Here is a 13,530-nt window from a genome sequence, read left to right as displayed (position 1 = left end):
ACAGTCGCGGACAGCGTAAACACCAAGTCGTAATGGACGCGGCGCTACCGGGCCAGATCCTGAAGCCCAGGCAGATCCAGCACGACGATGCCGCCGTATTCGGTGCGTACCAGACCCGCGTTCTTGAAGCGGGTCATCGCCTTGTTGCACGTCTGCCGCGAGACGCCGGCGAGGTTGGCGAGTTCTTCCTGGGACAGTTGCAGATGCGCCGCACCGCTCGGATTGGACAGCGGATGCACCATGCCGACGAGTGCTCTGGCGACAAGGCTATCCGTATCGAGCAGGCCGTACGCCGCGACGGCGCCCATGAACCAGTGCAGCCGCTCGTTGACCCGCAACAGCAAAAAATCGTTGAACGACGGATGGTGTTCGCGCAGCCATTCGAAGGTCGCGCGCGGAATCTGTGCGACGCGGCTATCGCGTAACGCGATGAGATCCGACTCGCGCGGCAGGTTGCGAATCAACGTGCCTTCTCCGAACCAGCTGCCGACAGACTGGCCACCCAGCGTCACCGTTTGTCCGTCGCGGGCCGTGATCGACCATTTGATCAGCCCTTCGAGCACGCCGAACCAGACATGTTGACGCTCGCCATGATGTCCAAGAGCCTGACCGGCTGAGATCGCGCGCTCGGATGCTTCAGCGCGCACGCGGGACTTTGCGGCTTCGTCCAGGTCGCTGAACCACGGCGACTGCGCGAGCAGTTCGTCGAGGGTGAGCGACACCGTGACCGTCCGCTTTTGCCTCGTCATATCGTCACTCCAAAGGGAGTTGAACGGCTTCGATGCGAACTGTCGCCGCATCGACAGTGTTGCGCAGGCGACCCGCGCACAATGGCTGAACTGAAAGCAGGAGCATGGACCCGTGAGTAAAGAAACTGTCTATCGTATCGACGTGCAATTCGGCGATTGTGACCCGGCCGGAATTGTTTTCTTCCCGAACTTCTCGCGCTGGATGGACGCAGCGTCGCACGATTATTTTATACAGTGTGGCCTGCCGCCATGGCGGGAGATGCAAGCGCTGCCGCATTGCATCGGCGCGCCGTTGCTCGAAGTTCATACGCGTTTTCACACCTCGGCAACCTATGGCGAAAGTCTGGTGGTGCATACGCGAGTCGAGGAATGGCGCGGCAAAGTCTTTATCCAGAGCCATCGGATCATGCGCAACGATACGCTGATCTGCGAAGGGCGGGCGACGCACGCCTTGTGCGTCAAGCAGAGCGATGGACGATTGAAGGCCGTCCCTGTGCCTGAATTTGTCCGCGCTGCCTGCGAATTTGTCGAGAACGTAGCGCATTAGTGGAACGTTTCGGAGGTGGAAATTGAGCGTGCAGAAAGTACTTGTGACGGCAGGTGCATCAGGTATCGGTCGGGAAATCGTCCGTGCTTTCGCAAACAACGGTGCAAAAGTGTTCGTGATCGACGTCGACGCGAGTGGATTGTCGGCGCTCGCGTCGGAATCGCCGAACATCGACACTGCAGTGTGTGACATGGCCAGTCGTGCCGATATCGAACGCGTAGTGCCGGAAGCCGTTCGAGTTCTGGGCGGGCTGGATGTACTGGTAAACAACGCGGGTATCTCGGGACCGACATCATCGGTTGAGGACTACGATCCCGCTGCCTGGGATGCCGTCATGCAGATCAACCTGAATGGCACCTTCAACGTCACCCGGCTCGCGATCCCTCATATCAAGCAGTCGCTTGCGGGGTCGATCATCGTGATGTCGTCGGTGGCGGGTCGTTTCGGTTATCCGAATCGAAGCGCGTATTCCGTCAGCAAGTGGGGCTTGATTGGCTTCACGAAAACGCTTTCGCGCGAACTTGGCGAGTCCGGCGTGCGTGTCAATGCAATCCTGCCCGGTGCAGTGGAGGGCGAGCGTATCGAGAGAGTTCTGGCGGGACGCGCGCAGGTGAGCGGGCGGTCCGTGGACGACGAGCGACGGGACGCAATGTCGATCCAGTCGTTGCAACGCTTCGTCGATCCGCGGGACATCGCGGCGATGGCGGTCTTCCTTGCATCGGACGCAGGCAAGTCGATCTCAGGGCAGATGCTGCCCATTGATAACGACATGCAGCAGGCGTCCTGAATCGCTAGTCAATCGTGAGATCGTGAACTTGCACGGTCGGCGCCTTGACGTGAACGCTCGCCCCGGTCGGAGAACGAGACCACCAGTGGCAAAAGTCAGTTTGCCGTGCCGCTATTGCGTCATCACCCATTGAATCAACTGATGGGCATCCTCTGCTGAAATTGGCCCGCCGCGTTCCGACGGCAGCGGCATGGCGGTATCGCCCCAATGCGCGCGCCCACCCTTTCTGAGCTTGATTTCGAGCATCTGTGTCGCGTTCGGTACGTTGCGGTAACGGTCGGCAATCTGATGAAACGACGGTGCAAGAAAGGGCGCGTCGGATGTGTGACAGAACATGCAGTGATGCTGATCGACCAGTTCGCCCGGTTCATTCGATTGAGCACAGACTGGACTCACACCGGCGAGGACAATGCTCGACGCGCATGCAAAGTATATGAGGCGACGTGCATGAATCACGGCAAGAACTCCTTTTGTCTATCCAAAATTTATTCTGTTTCGATCACTGAAGGAAAATTCAGCGACGTCAGTCGACGACATCCCGCAAAGCTCGCCGCGGCGAATGCTCCGCATGTGGGCCACGGCCAACGCGCAGCAGCAACTGCGGCATGGCATCGACGTTCAACAGGACCTTGAGCTGATCGCGCAATGTGGCGACTTCGATGGGCTGATTCAGATACGACGCTGTCAACCCTTTGGACGCAGCAACAAGCAACATACGTTGAAGGGCCTGCCCTGCAGCCAGCCACGCCTCGCGGTCGTCACGTATCGTGGCAATGCCTACGAGAAGGGGGGAGCCTTCGACGAGCCGTTGATGCGTGGCGGGTGTCCCGGCACCGACGTCAAATACGCGCACCACTGACGCCATCAGCGGCATTGCAAAATCGAGCAGACCGCCGACGGCCGTTCCGTACGCCGGCATGCCGTCGGCGAGCCGGCGCGGATGAATCCAGCTTGCCAGTTCGCGACGAAAGCGCGGATCGGCAAACTGCATACTGTCAGCTTCCGCGATCAGCTGTGCGATGGACTGGCGGGAAGACTCCTCGTCTACGCAGATTGCAATAGCGCCTTCCGCGTCGCATGCGGCGATCATCTCGTTCTTGAAGGGCTCGGCTATGGATTCATTGGCGAAGGGGGCACGGGTCGTCACGCGTTTCGTTACCGCACTGAACAGACTTGCCAGGGACGCGTCGCGAGGCCCTTTAGTGGTGACCTTGATGCGCGCGGCGATATCGGGATCAAAGTCCGATGGGAACACGCTAATCGAATAGGCGAGTCCGAAATGACTCAGCGCGACGCGCAAATTGAATAACGCCGCGCCACAACTGATGAGCATCTCGCGATCGAATGGATCGACGACGGGCAACGCGCGTGTGCGGTCGGCACAGAGCTGGACGGTGTCCTCATCGACAATGAATCGCCAAGGTTGCGCGTTGTGATTCGAAGGGGCAAGCACGGCATATTGCAGTGCGAAGCGAATCTGTTGCTCCATCGGCGCGAGGGCGTCGAACAGGTGCTCGTCGATCTGCCACGCAGAGGTGGACACGGGCGCGCTCATCGGAATGTTCCTTTCTGTCCTTGATGGACTTTCATTCATCGTGGCACGCAACGTGGCGGAGCATTTGAGGCAGATCAATCGACCTGTTGCAAGTACACACCTTTTAGAGATCGTCCTCGTCGTCGTTGAGTTTGTGGCGGATCGCATAGCGTACGAGGGCGGTTTCGTTGGGCATTTCCATCTTGTCGAGTATGTGGGTCTTGTTAGTGATACGGGAAGGCGGCTTGATTCAGGTCAATCCATTCCGGTGATGCGCGATTAGATTAGGTAGAAGAGCTTTTGCGATTCACCGACTGTGGAGCATTGATCATGAAGCGGGAATCCTCGTTGCAGAAACTTCCCGGCGTCGAGGCGCCGATCGACAGCTTTAGTGCGTGGTTGCGTCCATATCAGGACGCGATCGTGCGTGGCGCTGCGCCCTCGCATGATGAGCGTGTAGCCCAATCGCCTGCACGTCAGGCCGCTGGAGCGGGAGCCTGACATGGAAAATGGACGTGTGGCTTTTGTCACGGGCGGCATGGGCGGGCTTGGGGCGGCGATCAGCAGGGCGCTGCACGATGCCGGCATCACCGTGGCCATGTCTTACTCGACTCGCAACGATCACGTGGCGACGTGGCTGATGAAGGAACGTGATCAGGGCCGTCACTTTCACGCGTACGAAGCCGATGTCAGCGATTTCGATTCGTGCGAACGCTGCGCGCAACGCGTACTCGATGAATTGAAGAAGGTGGATATCCTGATCAACAACGCCGGCATCACACGCGATATGACGTTCGCCTGCATGACCAAAGCGGATTGGGATGCCGTGCTGCGAACCGATCTCGATGGACTGTTCAACATGTCCAAGCAGTTTCTGCCCGGGATGATCGAGCGTGGCTATGGCCGTATCGTCAACGTCAGCTCGGTAAATGGTTCGCGGGGCGCGTTCGGACAGGTTAACTATTCGGCTGCGAAGTCTGGCGTGCATGGCTTCACGAAGTCGTTGGCGCTGGAAGTCGCGAAGCGCGGTATCACCGTGAACACCGTGTCGCCGGGTTATCTGGCAAGGGCGATGGTTCAGGCCGTCCCTCACGACATCATGGAAACAAAGGTTTTGCCGCAGATACCCGTTGGGCGGCTCGGACGCCCGGAAGAGATCGCAGCGCTCGTGGCGTTTCTCTGCTCCGATGAAGCGGCGTTCATGACGGGCGCCAATCTCGCGATAAACGGCGGCATGCACATGGAGTGAATCCGGCGTTGCCGTTGTCGCCCGATCACCGCCACGACCGATGGAGACCAACGTGTCAGAACCTCGCAGCACGATACTCGTGGTGTATTACTCGCGCACCGGCACGACGCGTCGAATCGCGGAGATGCTGGCGGCGGAACTTGGCGCCGATATCGAGCCTATCTGTGAGCAGGGTGCGAACGTGTCGCGCGCCGGTGCGCGCGGCTACCTGCGTTCGCTGATCGATGCGCTGTGCCGGCGTCGGGTCAGGATCGCACCTGCGATGCATGATCCGTCGTGCTGCGAGATGGCCGTGGTGGGTTCTCCTGTGTGGGCAAGTCACGCTTCGGCTCCCGCGTTGGCATGGCTCGCGGAACACGGCGAGCAGATCCAGCACGTCGCGCTGTTCTGCTGTCTGGGCGGCCACGGCGCGGGGCCGGCGTTGAAGCAGCTGGCCGGCGCGGCGCATAAAACTCCTGTGGCAACCTGTGCGATCACGACGCATGACTTACATGAACGTCTTGATGGCGATCTGCGTCAGAGCTTCGCGCGGAAAATCAGGCACAAGCTGGCGGCCCGGCTGGAAGCGGAATGGGGCGTTTGAAAGGGTGAAGGACGGCACGCGTCAAGCAGTATGGGACAAGGGCAGGCGTCGCGGATTCCTTCACCACGCCTGTCCTGTCCGCGCGCTAGTCGAGCGCAAGCACGACGCGCCCGTCGACGGTTCCCTCACGCAATTGCCCGAGCACCTTGTTGATGTTCTCGAGGCGGTCGCGATGGATATGCGCACGAACGCTGCCTTGCGCGGCGAAATCGAGCGACTCCTGCAAATCGCGTCGTGTGCCGACGATCGATCCGCGCACCGTAATCCCATTGAGCACGGTCGAGAAGATCGGCAACGGAAAGTCGCCGGGCGGCAGGCCGTTCAACGCGACCGTTCCGCCACGCCGCACCATGCCGAGTGCCTGTGCAAAGGCGCTTCGCGATACGGCTGTCACCAGCACGCCGTGCGCTCCACCGATTTCCTTTTGAATAGTGGCTGCGGGGTCCGTGGTGTTCGCATTGATCGTCAGCTTCGCACCCAGTTTGTGTGCGAGCGCCAGTTTCTCGTCGGAGATGTCGACGGCGACGACGTGCAGGCCCATCGCGATCGCATACTGCACGGCCACGTGACCCAAACCGCCAATGCCTGAGATGGCCAGCCACTGGCCAGGGCGCGTGTCTGTCACGCGGATGCCCTTATAAACCGTGACACCGGCGCAGAGAATCGGCGCGATTTCGTCGAACGCGACGTTATCGGGCAGGTGTCCGACGTAGTTCGGATCGGCGAGCACGTATTCCGCATATCCGCCGTTGACCGAGTAGCCGGTGTTTTGCTGGTCGTGACACAGCGTTTCCCAGCCGCTCAGGCAATGCTCGCAGTAGCCGCAGGCCGTATAGAGCCAGGGCACGCCCACGCGGTCGCCTTCCTTGACGTTCCTCACGCCGCTGCCGACCTCGGCGACATAGCCCACGCCCTCATGGCCAGGAATGAAGGGCAAGGACGGCTTGACGGGCCAGTCTCCGTCGGCGGCATGCAGATCGGTATGACACACGCCTGACGCCTTGATGTTGACCAGAATCTGGGCCGGCCCGACTTCGGGAATCGGGACTTCCTCGATACTCAGCGGCGCACCGAATTGATGGACGATGGCGGCCTTCATGTGACGCGTCATGTGATCCTCCTTCAAAAAGTCACTGCTACAACATGGATCGATAGTAGTAGTAGCGGCTGGCGCGCGGCACGAAGGCGCGTCGTGCGCTCAAATCGCGCTAGACGCGCAGCGAGCCGCGAAATGCACCGAAGTCCGTGCGTGACCGGCGACGCGCGGGCGAACCGTCGAGGGGCTGGTCTGCATCGGCATGAAAGGTTGCGCGAGGTTGAACCGAATGGACTTCGTCATCGTGCATTGCTCGTGTGAGCCCCGTCGTGTCGAGCGTAGAACGGTTCGCGCTCCGTCCGTTGATCCCTGTCAATCGGTTCGCGAATAGAACCGGTTTTCAGCGGCATTCGAGGGAATCGGACACTCGTTGACCAGGATCAGTTGTGACACGTCGCGGGCCGTTATCTTGAAGGGGTTCATGAATTCGCTGCGGAGCAGAAAACGTGTCGATCCACCATTGTCCACCCGACGAACTGACCGGACAAGCCGTCGCGGCTGCGCGGGTGCTCGCGGTACGCAGCGCCGTCATCGGTGTCGATTTCACCGGGCAGGATGAGATCACTTCCGGGATCGTCGACCTCGCGACGACAGCAGCACGGGCGCCACTGCAATCGGGCGCGCAGGGGGCGTGATGGCACGGATGAACATCGGGCTGTGCATTGCTCTCGTCGGTTCGGCATGGCTCGCTGCGTGCGCAACGGCGTCGCGCGACACGGCGTTCCGTGCTGAAGAAGTCGAACTCTTCCATGCTCGCCAGGAAGCGGGCATCGTCTGCACCACGGCGCCCGCCTGCGACGAAGCGTGGGCGCGCACGAGAACGTTCATTGCGGCGCATTCGGCGACGCGGATCGTGCAGGCCGACGATGCCGTGATTCAGACCGCGTTTCCGCATGCGTTCGGCTATGTCTATCTGGCCGCGTCAAAAGACGTCGACGGCAAGGGCGGGACGGCCATCCGGCTGAAGGCGATGTGCCGCGGAATGTACGACAGCGACGGCGATGCCGGGCTGCTGTATGCGACATGCGCGAAGTCGGTCATTTCGGTGGAGGAGGGTTTCAGGGCGTGGCTGGAGAAGCGGAGCGAATGATCACAGTTCTGCCTCGTTCACTCGGCAGGACGGCACCTGCCGCCGTCATGATGTCGATGTCGTGGACTGCGGATCGGGGTTAAGCCGACGAAGTTGCGCTGGATTGATCTGCATCAGCCCGCTTGCCCGGTTGCGGGTCGAAGCTTTCCTCTGGTGACGCGACCTACGCTTCGTTTCGAGGAGATGCGCGATGAAATCAGACCGGCAGTTGAAGAATGAAGTCGAGGAGGAACTGGAGTGGGATCCCGCTGTGACGGCGACGGACATCGGGGTCGAGGTGACCGATCGCGTCGTCACGCTATCCGGTCATCCGCCAAGCTACGCCGAAAAGCTCGCTGCCGAGAAGGCCGCACATCGCGTGGCCGGGGTGCGGGCCGTTGTGGTAGAGATGGAGGTGCGGCTGCCCCAGAAGGACGAGCGCACCGACGAAGACATCGGCAGAGCGGTACACGATATCGCGCACTGGACGGTCGGCCTGCCCGACGATTCAGTGAAGGTGCAGGTCGAGAAAGGCTGGGTGACGTTGACAGGCGTGGTGGATTGGGCGTACCAGGCTCATGTGGTCGCGCGCGCAATCGGCCACATGCGCGGTGTGCGGGGTGTCCACAACCGGATAGAGGTGCGCGGCAAGGTCGGGTCGGAAGACATCGCCTCAAAGATCGCGCAGGCGATGCAACGGCATGCTGAGCGCGAAGTCAGGCACATCGCCATCGACGTAAAGGATGGAACGGTGACGCTGACAGGCAAAGTCGGTTCTTACGCGGAACGGGCTGTCGCGAGAGGGGCCGCGTGGAGTGCGCCGGGCGTGCGAGCGGTTGTCGACGATATCGTCGTCGAATGACGTCGTGTCTGCCGCAGCCGTGCTTTCCGCGTGGCGCGCGGCTGCGATTCAAAAGGAGCATGTGATGGCGATGTCGGGAAACGTGCAGGACGGCGCATGGTCTGTGAACGTGCAGACAGAACCTGCCGAAATGGGCGGTTATCAGTCGACAATCCACGTCAGGCACTCGTCGCCGGAAGGCGACTTCGAGCATACCTTCCGCCACGGGAGGAAATTCAACACCGAACGGGATGCTGTGCTCGACGGCCTGCGCGAAGGGACGACGTGGATAGGTCTCAAAATGGCGCGAACCATCAAGATGTGAAGGCGCGGTGCGCAGTCGGTTACCGTGGGAACCGACTGCTGCGAGCGTACTGCTGCGCCGCCCGGGTGTCCGCCCGGTCAGCAACGCGTCGCGCAGCGCGGAGGGCAAGAACCGGCCGTCAACGCGGAAGGCGCCGTAGAGACGGCGCGAGGCGTCATGTTTCGTCTAGTCTGCCGCCGTTTCGCCGCTGCGTGCCAGCAGAATCGGTGTGTCGACGAGCCGGACAGTGCGCGCGGCCACGCTGCCGAGAAGCCAGCGTTCGATACCGCGTCTGCCATGCGTGCCGAGAACGACCAGGTCGGCATTCCATTCCGCTGCGTCACGTACGATCGCGTGCGGAACATCATCATGGCTTCGATGCGTCTTGATCACGGCGGTATCCGCGATGCAGCCCTGATCGGAGCAGATGTGCGTCGCGCGTTCGATGGCCGCGCAACCCTGGTCCAGATACGCAGTTTCCAACATGTCGGCGGCCCCGCCATCGAACAGATGGACGGCACGATCCACCACGTAGATCGTGCGCAGCCGGGTATCAGGACCAGCGATCTTCAGACCCGTGCGCAAACCGGCGAGCGAGCAGGCGCTGCCGTCCAGCGCAAAGACCATGCGCATGGGCGGCCGGTCGGTGGGAACGCGGCTGTCCTCGGGCACAAGCAGCAAGGAGCAGGTCGCGCGCCGCGCCACGGGTTCCGACACGGTGCCTTCGATCCAGCGCAGCAATCCATGATGATGCCGCATGCCCATCACGAGCAGGTCCGCATTCCAGTGCGATGCCGTGTCGAGCAACGCATCAGCAGTATTGCCGTGATGAACAGAAAGATCGACCAGCCCAAATTCCAGCTCTATCCCAGCGAATATGGCTTCGATTTTCGCAAGCGCGGCGCGGGCATCGCCGATGATCTCCTCTCTCGCCGCCGCTAGAAACCCCTGCGCCGTCGCGCCGAGAGGGAACAGCGTGCGCGGGTTCTGTGCAACCGTCACCAGCCTGATTTGCGCACGCCCGGCGAACAATGCTTTTGTATATTCGGCTGCCCGCAAGGTCGCCTCCGAGTCGTCCACGGCCAGCATGATGCGCTGAAACGCGCTCTGGGTGGACGAGGCGGCGTTCGATGTTTGAGCCATGATGATCCTCCGTCTGGCAGCGTCCCGATGTATCGATTCTCCGTACTACGCGGCGATCGCGGTTGACGTCGATCAACTTCGCCCGTTTTGCGCGGTACGCTGAAAGCGTGCGATGTTCGACGCGCTACCGAGCCATTTGCGGAGAATCAGCCTTGAAATCGTACAGCCAACTGCGTCAGATGAGAAATGGTTCATGCCTGCTTTGAGAACGGAGATTCGAAGCGCTAATGGTGCGGGCGACAGCTTCCTTGCCGGGATGATCTGGGTCATGTCAATGGGAAGAGATCACGCCCGTTGGTTGCGCGTGCGTGACCGCCGATGTGAAAGCTTGAGGTTGGCGCATCGGCACGGGAGGCCTTGTGCGACGTGTCAGGTAGTGCCGATGTTTTACTGAGAAGGTTGCAGTTATTCGTGTAAACCCAGGCGGGAGAAACGCGTTGCCGTAAGAACCGGGTAAGCGCGCGCTCTTAATGTACTACCTGGCGCACGACAATAACGACGCTCGAAGCCCACACACGCGAAAGCATTGCACCGAATCCCCACCGGGACACGCGGTGCGTAAAGACGCCCCTCGTTACGACCATGGCCGGAAGAGGGCGCTTGTCAGTCAGCGAAAGCTGCTCATGCAGGAGACGAAGATGGATGTGAAACTCGCAGAGAGAGTGAAATCGAGCGCGGCGTATCGCGAGCTGGTGCGAAAGCGCTCACGGCTTGGGTGGACATTGACCGCCCTCGTGTTGTTCGTCTATTACGGCTTCGTTCTGTTGATTGCCTTCGACAAGCAGTTTCTTGCTGCAAAGATGGGTGCGGGCGTGATGACATGGGGCATGCCGCTTGGACTGTTCGTTATCGTATTCACGGTGGTTATTACGGGTTTCTATGTTCGTCGCGCCAACAGCACATACGATGAACTCACCGAGCAGATCAAGCGGGAGGCAGCATGATCGCACGACGTCTTTGCGCCTTTACTGCGCTGTCTGTCTTCTCATCGTATTGTTTCTCCGCTGGCGCGGACATGGGCCAGACGATCAAACAGCCGACCAACTGGACGGCAATTGCGATGTTCGTCGTCTTCGTGGTCGCGACGCTTTTCATTACCAAATGGGCTGCGAGACGGACGCGCTCCGCCGCCGAGTTTTACACCGCGGGTGGCGGAATCACGGGTTTCCAGAACGGACTGGCAATCGCCGGAGATTTCATGTCGGCTGCTTCGTTCCTGGGCATCTCGGCAGCCGTCTATGCAAATGGCTATGACGGTCTCATCTATTCGATCGGTTTTCTGGTTGGCTGGCCGATCATCACGTTTTTGATGGCCGAAAGACTGCGCAATCTCGGCCGTTTCACGTTCGCCGACGTGGCCGGATATCGCTTCAAGCAGGCGCCGATCCGCGCATTCGCCGCATCGGGTACGCTCGTGGTCGTGGCGTTCTATCTGATCGCGCAGATGGTCGGTGCCGGGCAGTTGATCAAATTGCTGTTTGGACTCGAGTATTGGGTCGCGGTGGTGATCGTGGGTGCGCTCATGATGGTTTATGTGCTGTTTGGCGGCATGACGGCAACAACATGGGTGCAAATCATCAAGGCGTGTCTGCTGCTTGCAGGCGCCTCGTTCATGGCATTTATGGTGCTGTGGCAGTTTCATTTCAGTCCTGAAGCGCTCTTTGCGAAAGCCGTCGAAGTGCATGAGAAGAAGGCGTCCATCATGGGTCCGGGCAATTTCATCAAGGACCCGATCTCGGCAATTTCGTTCGGCATTGCACTGATGTTCGGCACGGCTGGGCTGCCGCACATCCTGATGCGATTCTTTACCGTGCCTAACGCCAAAGAAGCACGCAAGTCGGTGTTCTGGGCAACGACATGGATCGGCTACTTCTACATCCTGACCTTCATCATCGGCTTTGGCGCCATCGTTCTTGTCAGCACGAACCCCGTGTTCAAGGATGCAGCGGGCAAGCTGCTGGGCGGCACGAACATGGCTGCCGTGCATCTTGCGAGTGCGGTGGGCGGCAACGTGTTTCTCGGGTTCATTTCGGCGGTGGCTTTCGCAACGATCCTGGCCGTCGTCGCGGGTCTCACGTTGGCCGGGGCATCGGCTGTGTCGCATGATTTGTATGCGACCGTCTTCAAGCATGGCAAGGCAGCGAGTGCGAACGAGCTGTTCGTTTCGCGCGTGACGACTGTCGTGCTGGGAATTGTCGCCGTCGTGCTCGGGATCGTATTCGAGAAGCAGAACATTGCATTCATGGTGTCGCTGGCGTTTGCTGTGGCGGCGTCGGCCAACTTTCCGGTGCTGTTCATGTCGGTTCTGTGGCGCGGTTGTACCACACGTGGTGCGACGATCGGCGGCTTTCTCGGGTTGGTTTCTGCCGTATTGCTGACGGTTCTCTCGAAAGCGGTGTGGGTGGATGTGTTGCACTTTGCGACGGCGCCATTCCCCTACGCATCGCCCGCACTCTTTTCGATGGCGATCGGCTTCGCTGGCATCTGGCTCTTCTCGTTGACAGATAGATCCGCTCGTGCGCGCATCGATCAGGCCGGATTCGAGGCGCAGTCGGTACGCTCGGAAACCGGGATTGGCGCGGTGGAGGGCGCAAGTCACTAAGCCGCGAATGGGGAGAGGCGTTGAGGCGACCTGACGCGCACGCTCGGCGCGTATGGCAAGAACACACGAGTTCCATTGTTGTGGCTGTACGGCCCCAACGACTCGATCTGGCCGGTTACGTTGACTACGAAGATGTACACGGCCCATGTGGCTCAGGGCGCGAGCGCCATGCTGACATCAGCCCCGATGAGGTCGAGCGGATTTACCTGTCGACCGGGGCGTGGATGGCATGTTGATCCCGCACCTGAATCCGGCCGCGACTCACGCTGCACAAACAAGAAGGCCCGCCAGCGGGGAACGGACTGGCGGGCCTGAAACCGTCAAGGGACAAGACCTGACGGCATTTCTCTCAGAACGAACTTCTGACGCACATCTTCTCTTAACGCTTACCCCGTGCTGTGGTGCTGTCGTGAACTGTTCGAAGGGGTCTGGCGGACCCGACAAACGTTTTTATATGGGAACGGCCGTTTCATGCCCGGGACTTACAGCAGCCCCTTGAGAAACTGCAGTCCGCCGAAATTCTGCAGCGTCGGAATATCGATCTTCGTGTCGGTCTGGATGACCGGCGCCACCACGATAGCCGGGCTGGCAAAACCACCGCCGAACGCTGCGTTCACGTTGCCAAGATTGAAGTTGCTGCCGCCGCGCACCGCAGACAGCGCGTCGTTGGACAGTGTCTGATGATGCGAAAGATCCGTGATCGTCAGCGAGGCCATGGTAAGGCTCCTGGTGTGGCGTGTAGCGGGACGGGAGAGTAACGCACTGCTGCGACAGGCAGACGCGGCGCGGCTCTCCCGTGTGTGGCTTTACTTGACCAGCTGCAGGCCGCCGAAGTTCTGGATCGTCGGGATGATGACCTGCGTGTCGGTCTGCGTGACGGGTGCCACCACGATGGACGGGCTGGCGAAGCCGCCGCCGAACGCGGCATTCGTGTTGTAGGCGTTGTAGTTGCTGCCGCCGCGCACGGAGGCGAGTGCTTCAACGGAAAGTTCTTCGTTATGCGAGAGGTCTTTGATGGTCAGCGAG

General features: G+C 60.4%; 18 protein-coding genes and 1 pseudogene. 11 read left to right on the top strand and 8 right to left on the bottom strand.

Features of this window, described 5'->3' with window-relative positions; translation table 11 throughout:
- Positions 1–44 precede the first annotated feature (44 nt).
- Complete coding sequence (locus BLT65_RS44735) at positions 45–749, bottom strand: Crp/Fnr family transcriptional regulator (RefSeq protein ID WP_091790489.1); 705 nt, start codon at positions 747–749, stop codon at positions 45–47.
- Positions 750–861: 112 nt separating this feature from the next.
- Between BLT65_RS44735 and BLT65_RS44730 the strand changes: the two genes are divergently transcribed.
- Together BLT65_RS44730 and BLT65_RS44725 are read left to right on the top strand one after the other, a co-directional pair.
- Positions 862–1,296 (top strand): acyl-CoA thioesterase, encoded by a 435-nt coding sequence (locus BLT65_RS44730; protein WP_091790488.1) that lies wholly within the window; start codon positions 862–864, stop codon positions 1,294–1,296.
- A gap of 28 nt (positions 1,297–1,324) precedes the next feature.
- Complete coding sequence (locus BLT65_RS44725; protein WP_244187081.1) at positions 1,325–2,083, top strand: SDR family oxidoreductase; 759 nt, start codon at positions 1,325–1,327, stop codon at positions 2,081–2,083.
- A 111-nt stretch (positions 2,084–2,194) separates the two neighbouring features.
- Here the strand turns inward: BLT65_RS44725 and BLT65_RS44720 are convergent, their stop codons facing one another.
- From BLT65_RS44720 to BLT65_RS48285, 3 genes and pseudogenes are all read right to left on the bottom strand, one after another.
- Positions 2,195–2,539, bottom strand: coding sequence for a c-type cytochrome (locus BLT65_RS44720; RefSeq protein ID WP_091790486.1), 345 nt, complete (start codon positions 2,537–2,539; stop codon positions 2,195–2,197).
- Between the two features lie 67 nt (positions 2,540–2,606).
- Positions 2,607–3,638 (bottom strand): Acg family FMN-binding oxidoreductase, encoded by a 1,032-nt coding sequence (locus tag BLT65_RS44715; protein WP_091790485.1) that lies wholly within the window; start codon positions 3,636–3,638, stop codon positions 2,607–2,609.
- Between the two features lie 103 nt (positions 3,639–3,741).
- Positions 3,742–3,846 (bottom strand): annotated as a pseudogene (locus BLT65_RS48285) (DNA-binding response regulator); the annotation flags it as partial.
- 101 nt (positions 3,847–3,947) lie between these two features.
- On the opposite strand from BLT65_RS48285, the gene BLT65_RS47555 reads away from it, so the two are divergent.
- From BLT65_RS47555 to BLT65_RS44700, 3 genes are all read left to right on the top strand, one after another.
- Positions 3,948–4,118, top strand: a complete 171-nt coding sequence (locus tag BLT65_RS47555) for a hypothetical protein (protein WP_167306664.1) — start codon at positions 3,948–3,950, stop codon at positions 4,116–4,118.
- 1 nt (position 4,119) lies between these two features.
- Positions 4,120–4,866, top strand: a complete 747-nt coding sequence (locus BLT65_RS44705) for a beta-ketoacyl-ACP reductase (protein WP_091790484.1) — start codon at positions 4,120–4,122, stop codon at positions 4,864–4,866.
- Positions 4,867–4,948: 82 nt separating this feature from the next.
- Entirely contained in the window at positions 4,949–5,449 is a 501-nt protein-coding gene (locus BLT65_RS44700; RefSeq protein ID WP_244187079.1) for a flavodoxin family protein, read from the top strand.
- 85 nt (positions 5,450–5,534) lie between these two features.
- Here the strand turns inward: BLT65_RS44700 and adhP are convergent, their stop codons facing one another.
- Positions 5,535–6,560, bottom strand: coding sequence for an alcohol dehydrogenase AdhP (gene adhP, locus BLT65_RS44695; RefSeq protein ID WP_091790483.1), 1,026 nt, complete (start codon positions 6,558–6,560; stop codon positions 5,535–5,537).
- A gap of 431 nt (positions 6,561–6,991) precedes the next feature.
- Here adhP and BLT65_RS44690 point away from each other — a divergent pair, with 431 nt between their 5' ends.
- From BLT65_RS44690 to BLT65_RS44675, 4 genes are all read left to right on the top strand, one after another.
- A complete protein-coding gene (locus BLT65_RS44690; RefSeq protein WP_091790482.1) occupies positions 6,992–7,180 on the top strand; it encodes a hypothetical protein in 189 nt (62 codons plus the stop codon).
- Complete coding sequence (locus BLT65_RS44685; RefSeq protein WP_091790481.1) at positions 7,180–7,635, top strand: hypothetical protein; 456 nt, start codon at positions 7,180–7,182, stop codon at positions 7,633–7,635. Before BLT65_RS44690 ends, BLT65_RS44685 begins: the two co-directional genes overlap by 1 nt.
- Positions 7,636–7,825: 190 nt before the next feature.
- Positions 7,826–8,476 carry a BON domain-containing protein gene (locus BLT65_RS44680; protein WP_091790480.1) on the top strand — a complete coding sequence of 217 codons (651 nt, stop codon included), beginning with the start codon at positions 7,826–7,828 and terminating at the stop codon, positions 8,474–8,476.
- Positions 8,477–8,540: 64 nt separating this feature from the next.
- Complete coding sequence (locus BLT65_RS44675; protein WP_091790501.1) at positions 8,541–8,780, top strand: hypothetical protein; 240 nt, start codon at positions 8,541–8,543, stop codon at positions 8,778–8,780.
- A gap of 165 nt (positions 8,781–8,945) precedes the next feature.
- On the opposite strand, the gene BLT65_RS44670 is transcribed toward BLT65_RS44675, so the two are convergent.
- Complete coding sequence (locus tag BLT65_RS44670; RefSeq protein WP_091790479.1) at positions 8,946–9,902, bottom strand: universal stress protein; 957 nt, start codon at positions 9,900–9,902, stop codon at positions 8,946–8,948.
- A gap of 638 nt (positions 9,903–10,540) precedes the next feature.
- Here BLT65_RS44670 and BLT65_RS44660 point away from each other — a divergent pair.
- Entirely contained in the window at positions 10,541–10,846 is a 306-nt protein-coding gene (locus BLT65_RS44660; protein WP_091790477.1) for a DUF485 domain-containing protein, read from the top strand.
- Positions 10,843–12,504, top strand: coding sequence for a cation acetate symporter (locus BLT65_RS44655; RefSeq protein WP_091790476.1), 1,662 nt, complete (start codon positions 10,843–10,845; stop codon positions 12,502–12,504). The genes BLT65_RS44660 and BLT65_RS44655 overlap by 4 nt, the downstream gene beginning before the upstream one ends.
- A gap of 482 nt (positions 12,505–12,986) precedes the next feature.
- Here BLT65_RS44655 and BLT65_RS44650 read toward each other — a convergent pair whose 3' ends face one another.
- Both BLT65_RS44650 and BLT65_RS44645 read right to left on the bottom strand, forming a co-directional pair.
- Entirely contained in the window at positions 12,987–13,220 is a 234-nt protein-coding gene (locus tag BLT65_RS44650; RefSeq protein ID WP_091790475.1) for a hypothetical protein, read from the bottom strand.
- A 90-nt stretch (positions 13,221–13,310) separates the two neighbouring features.
- Positions 13,311–13,530, bottom strand: a 220-nt coding sequence (locus BLT65_RS44645; RefSeq protein ID WP_143036707.1) for a hypothetical protein, incomplete at its 5' end; no start/stop codon positions are given.

Source organism: Paraburkholderia steynii, from assembly GCF_900100565.1.
GTDB classification, from domain to species: Bacteria; Pseudomonadota; Gammaproteobacteria; order Burkholderiales; family Burkholderiaceae; genus Paraburkholderia; species Paraburkholderia terrae.
This window is presented reverse-complemented; position numbering and strand designations above follow the sequence as displayed.

Excerpts from the sequence above, each read along its gene's own strand:
- BLT65_RS44735 (WP_091790489.1), bottom strand. The coding sequence starts at position 749 with ATGACGAGGCAAAAGCGGACGGTCACGGTGTCGCTCACCCTCGACGAA.
- BLT65_RS44715 (WP_091790485.1), bottom strand. The coding sequence starts at position 3,638 with ATGAGCGCGCCCGTGTCCACCTCTGCGTGGCAGATCGACGAGCACCTG.
- BLT65_RS47555 (WP_167306664.1), top strand. The coding sequence starts at position 3,948 with ATGAAGCGGGAATCCTCGTTGCAGAAACTTCCCGGCGTCGAGGCGCCG.
- BLT65_RS44705 (WP_091790484.1), top strand. The coding sequence starts at position 4,120 with ATGGAAAATGGACGTGTGGCTTTTGTCACGGGCGGCATGGGCGGGCTT.
- adhP (WP_091790483.1), bottom strand. The coding sequence starts at position 6,560 with ATGACGCGTCACATGAAGGCCGCCATCGTCCATCAATTCGGTGCGCCG.
- BLT65_RS44685 (WP_091790481.1), top strand. The coding sequence starts at position 7,180 with ATGGCACGGATGAACATCGGGCTGTGCATTGCTCTCGTCGGTTCGGCA.
- BLT65_RS44680 (WP_091790480.1), top strand. The coding sequence starts at position 7,826 with ATGAAATCAGACCGGCAGTTGAAGAATGAAGTCGAGGAGGAACTGGAG.
- BLT65_RS44675 (WP_091790501.1), top strand. The coding sequence starts at position 8,541 with ATGGCGATGTCGGGAAACGTGCAGGACGGCGCATGGTCTGTGAACGTG.
- BLT65_RS44670 (WP_091790479.1), bottom strand. The coding sequence starts at position 9,902 with ATGGCTCAAACATCGAACGCCGCCTCGTCCACCCAGAGCGCGTTTCAG.
- BLT65_RS44660 (WP_091790477.1), top strand. The coding sequence starts at position 10,541 with ATGGATGTGAAACTCGCAGAGAGAGTGAAATCGAGCGCGGCGTATCGC.
- BLT65_RS44655 (WP_091790476.1), top strand. The coding sequence starts at position 10,843 with ATGATCGCACGACGTCTTTGCGCCTTTACTGCGCTGTCTGTCTTCTCA.
- BLT65_RS44650 (WP_091790475.1), bottom strand. The coding sequence starts at position 13,220 with ATGGCCTCGCTGACGATCACGGATCTTTCGCATCATCAGACACTGTCC.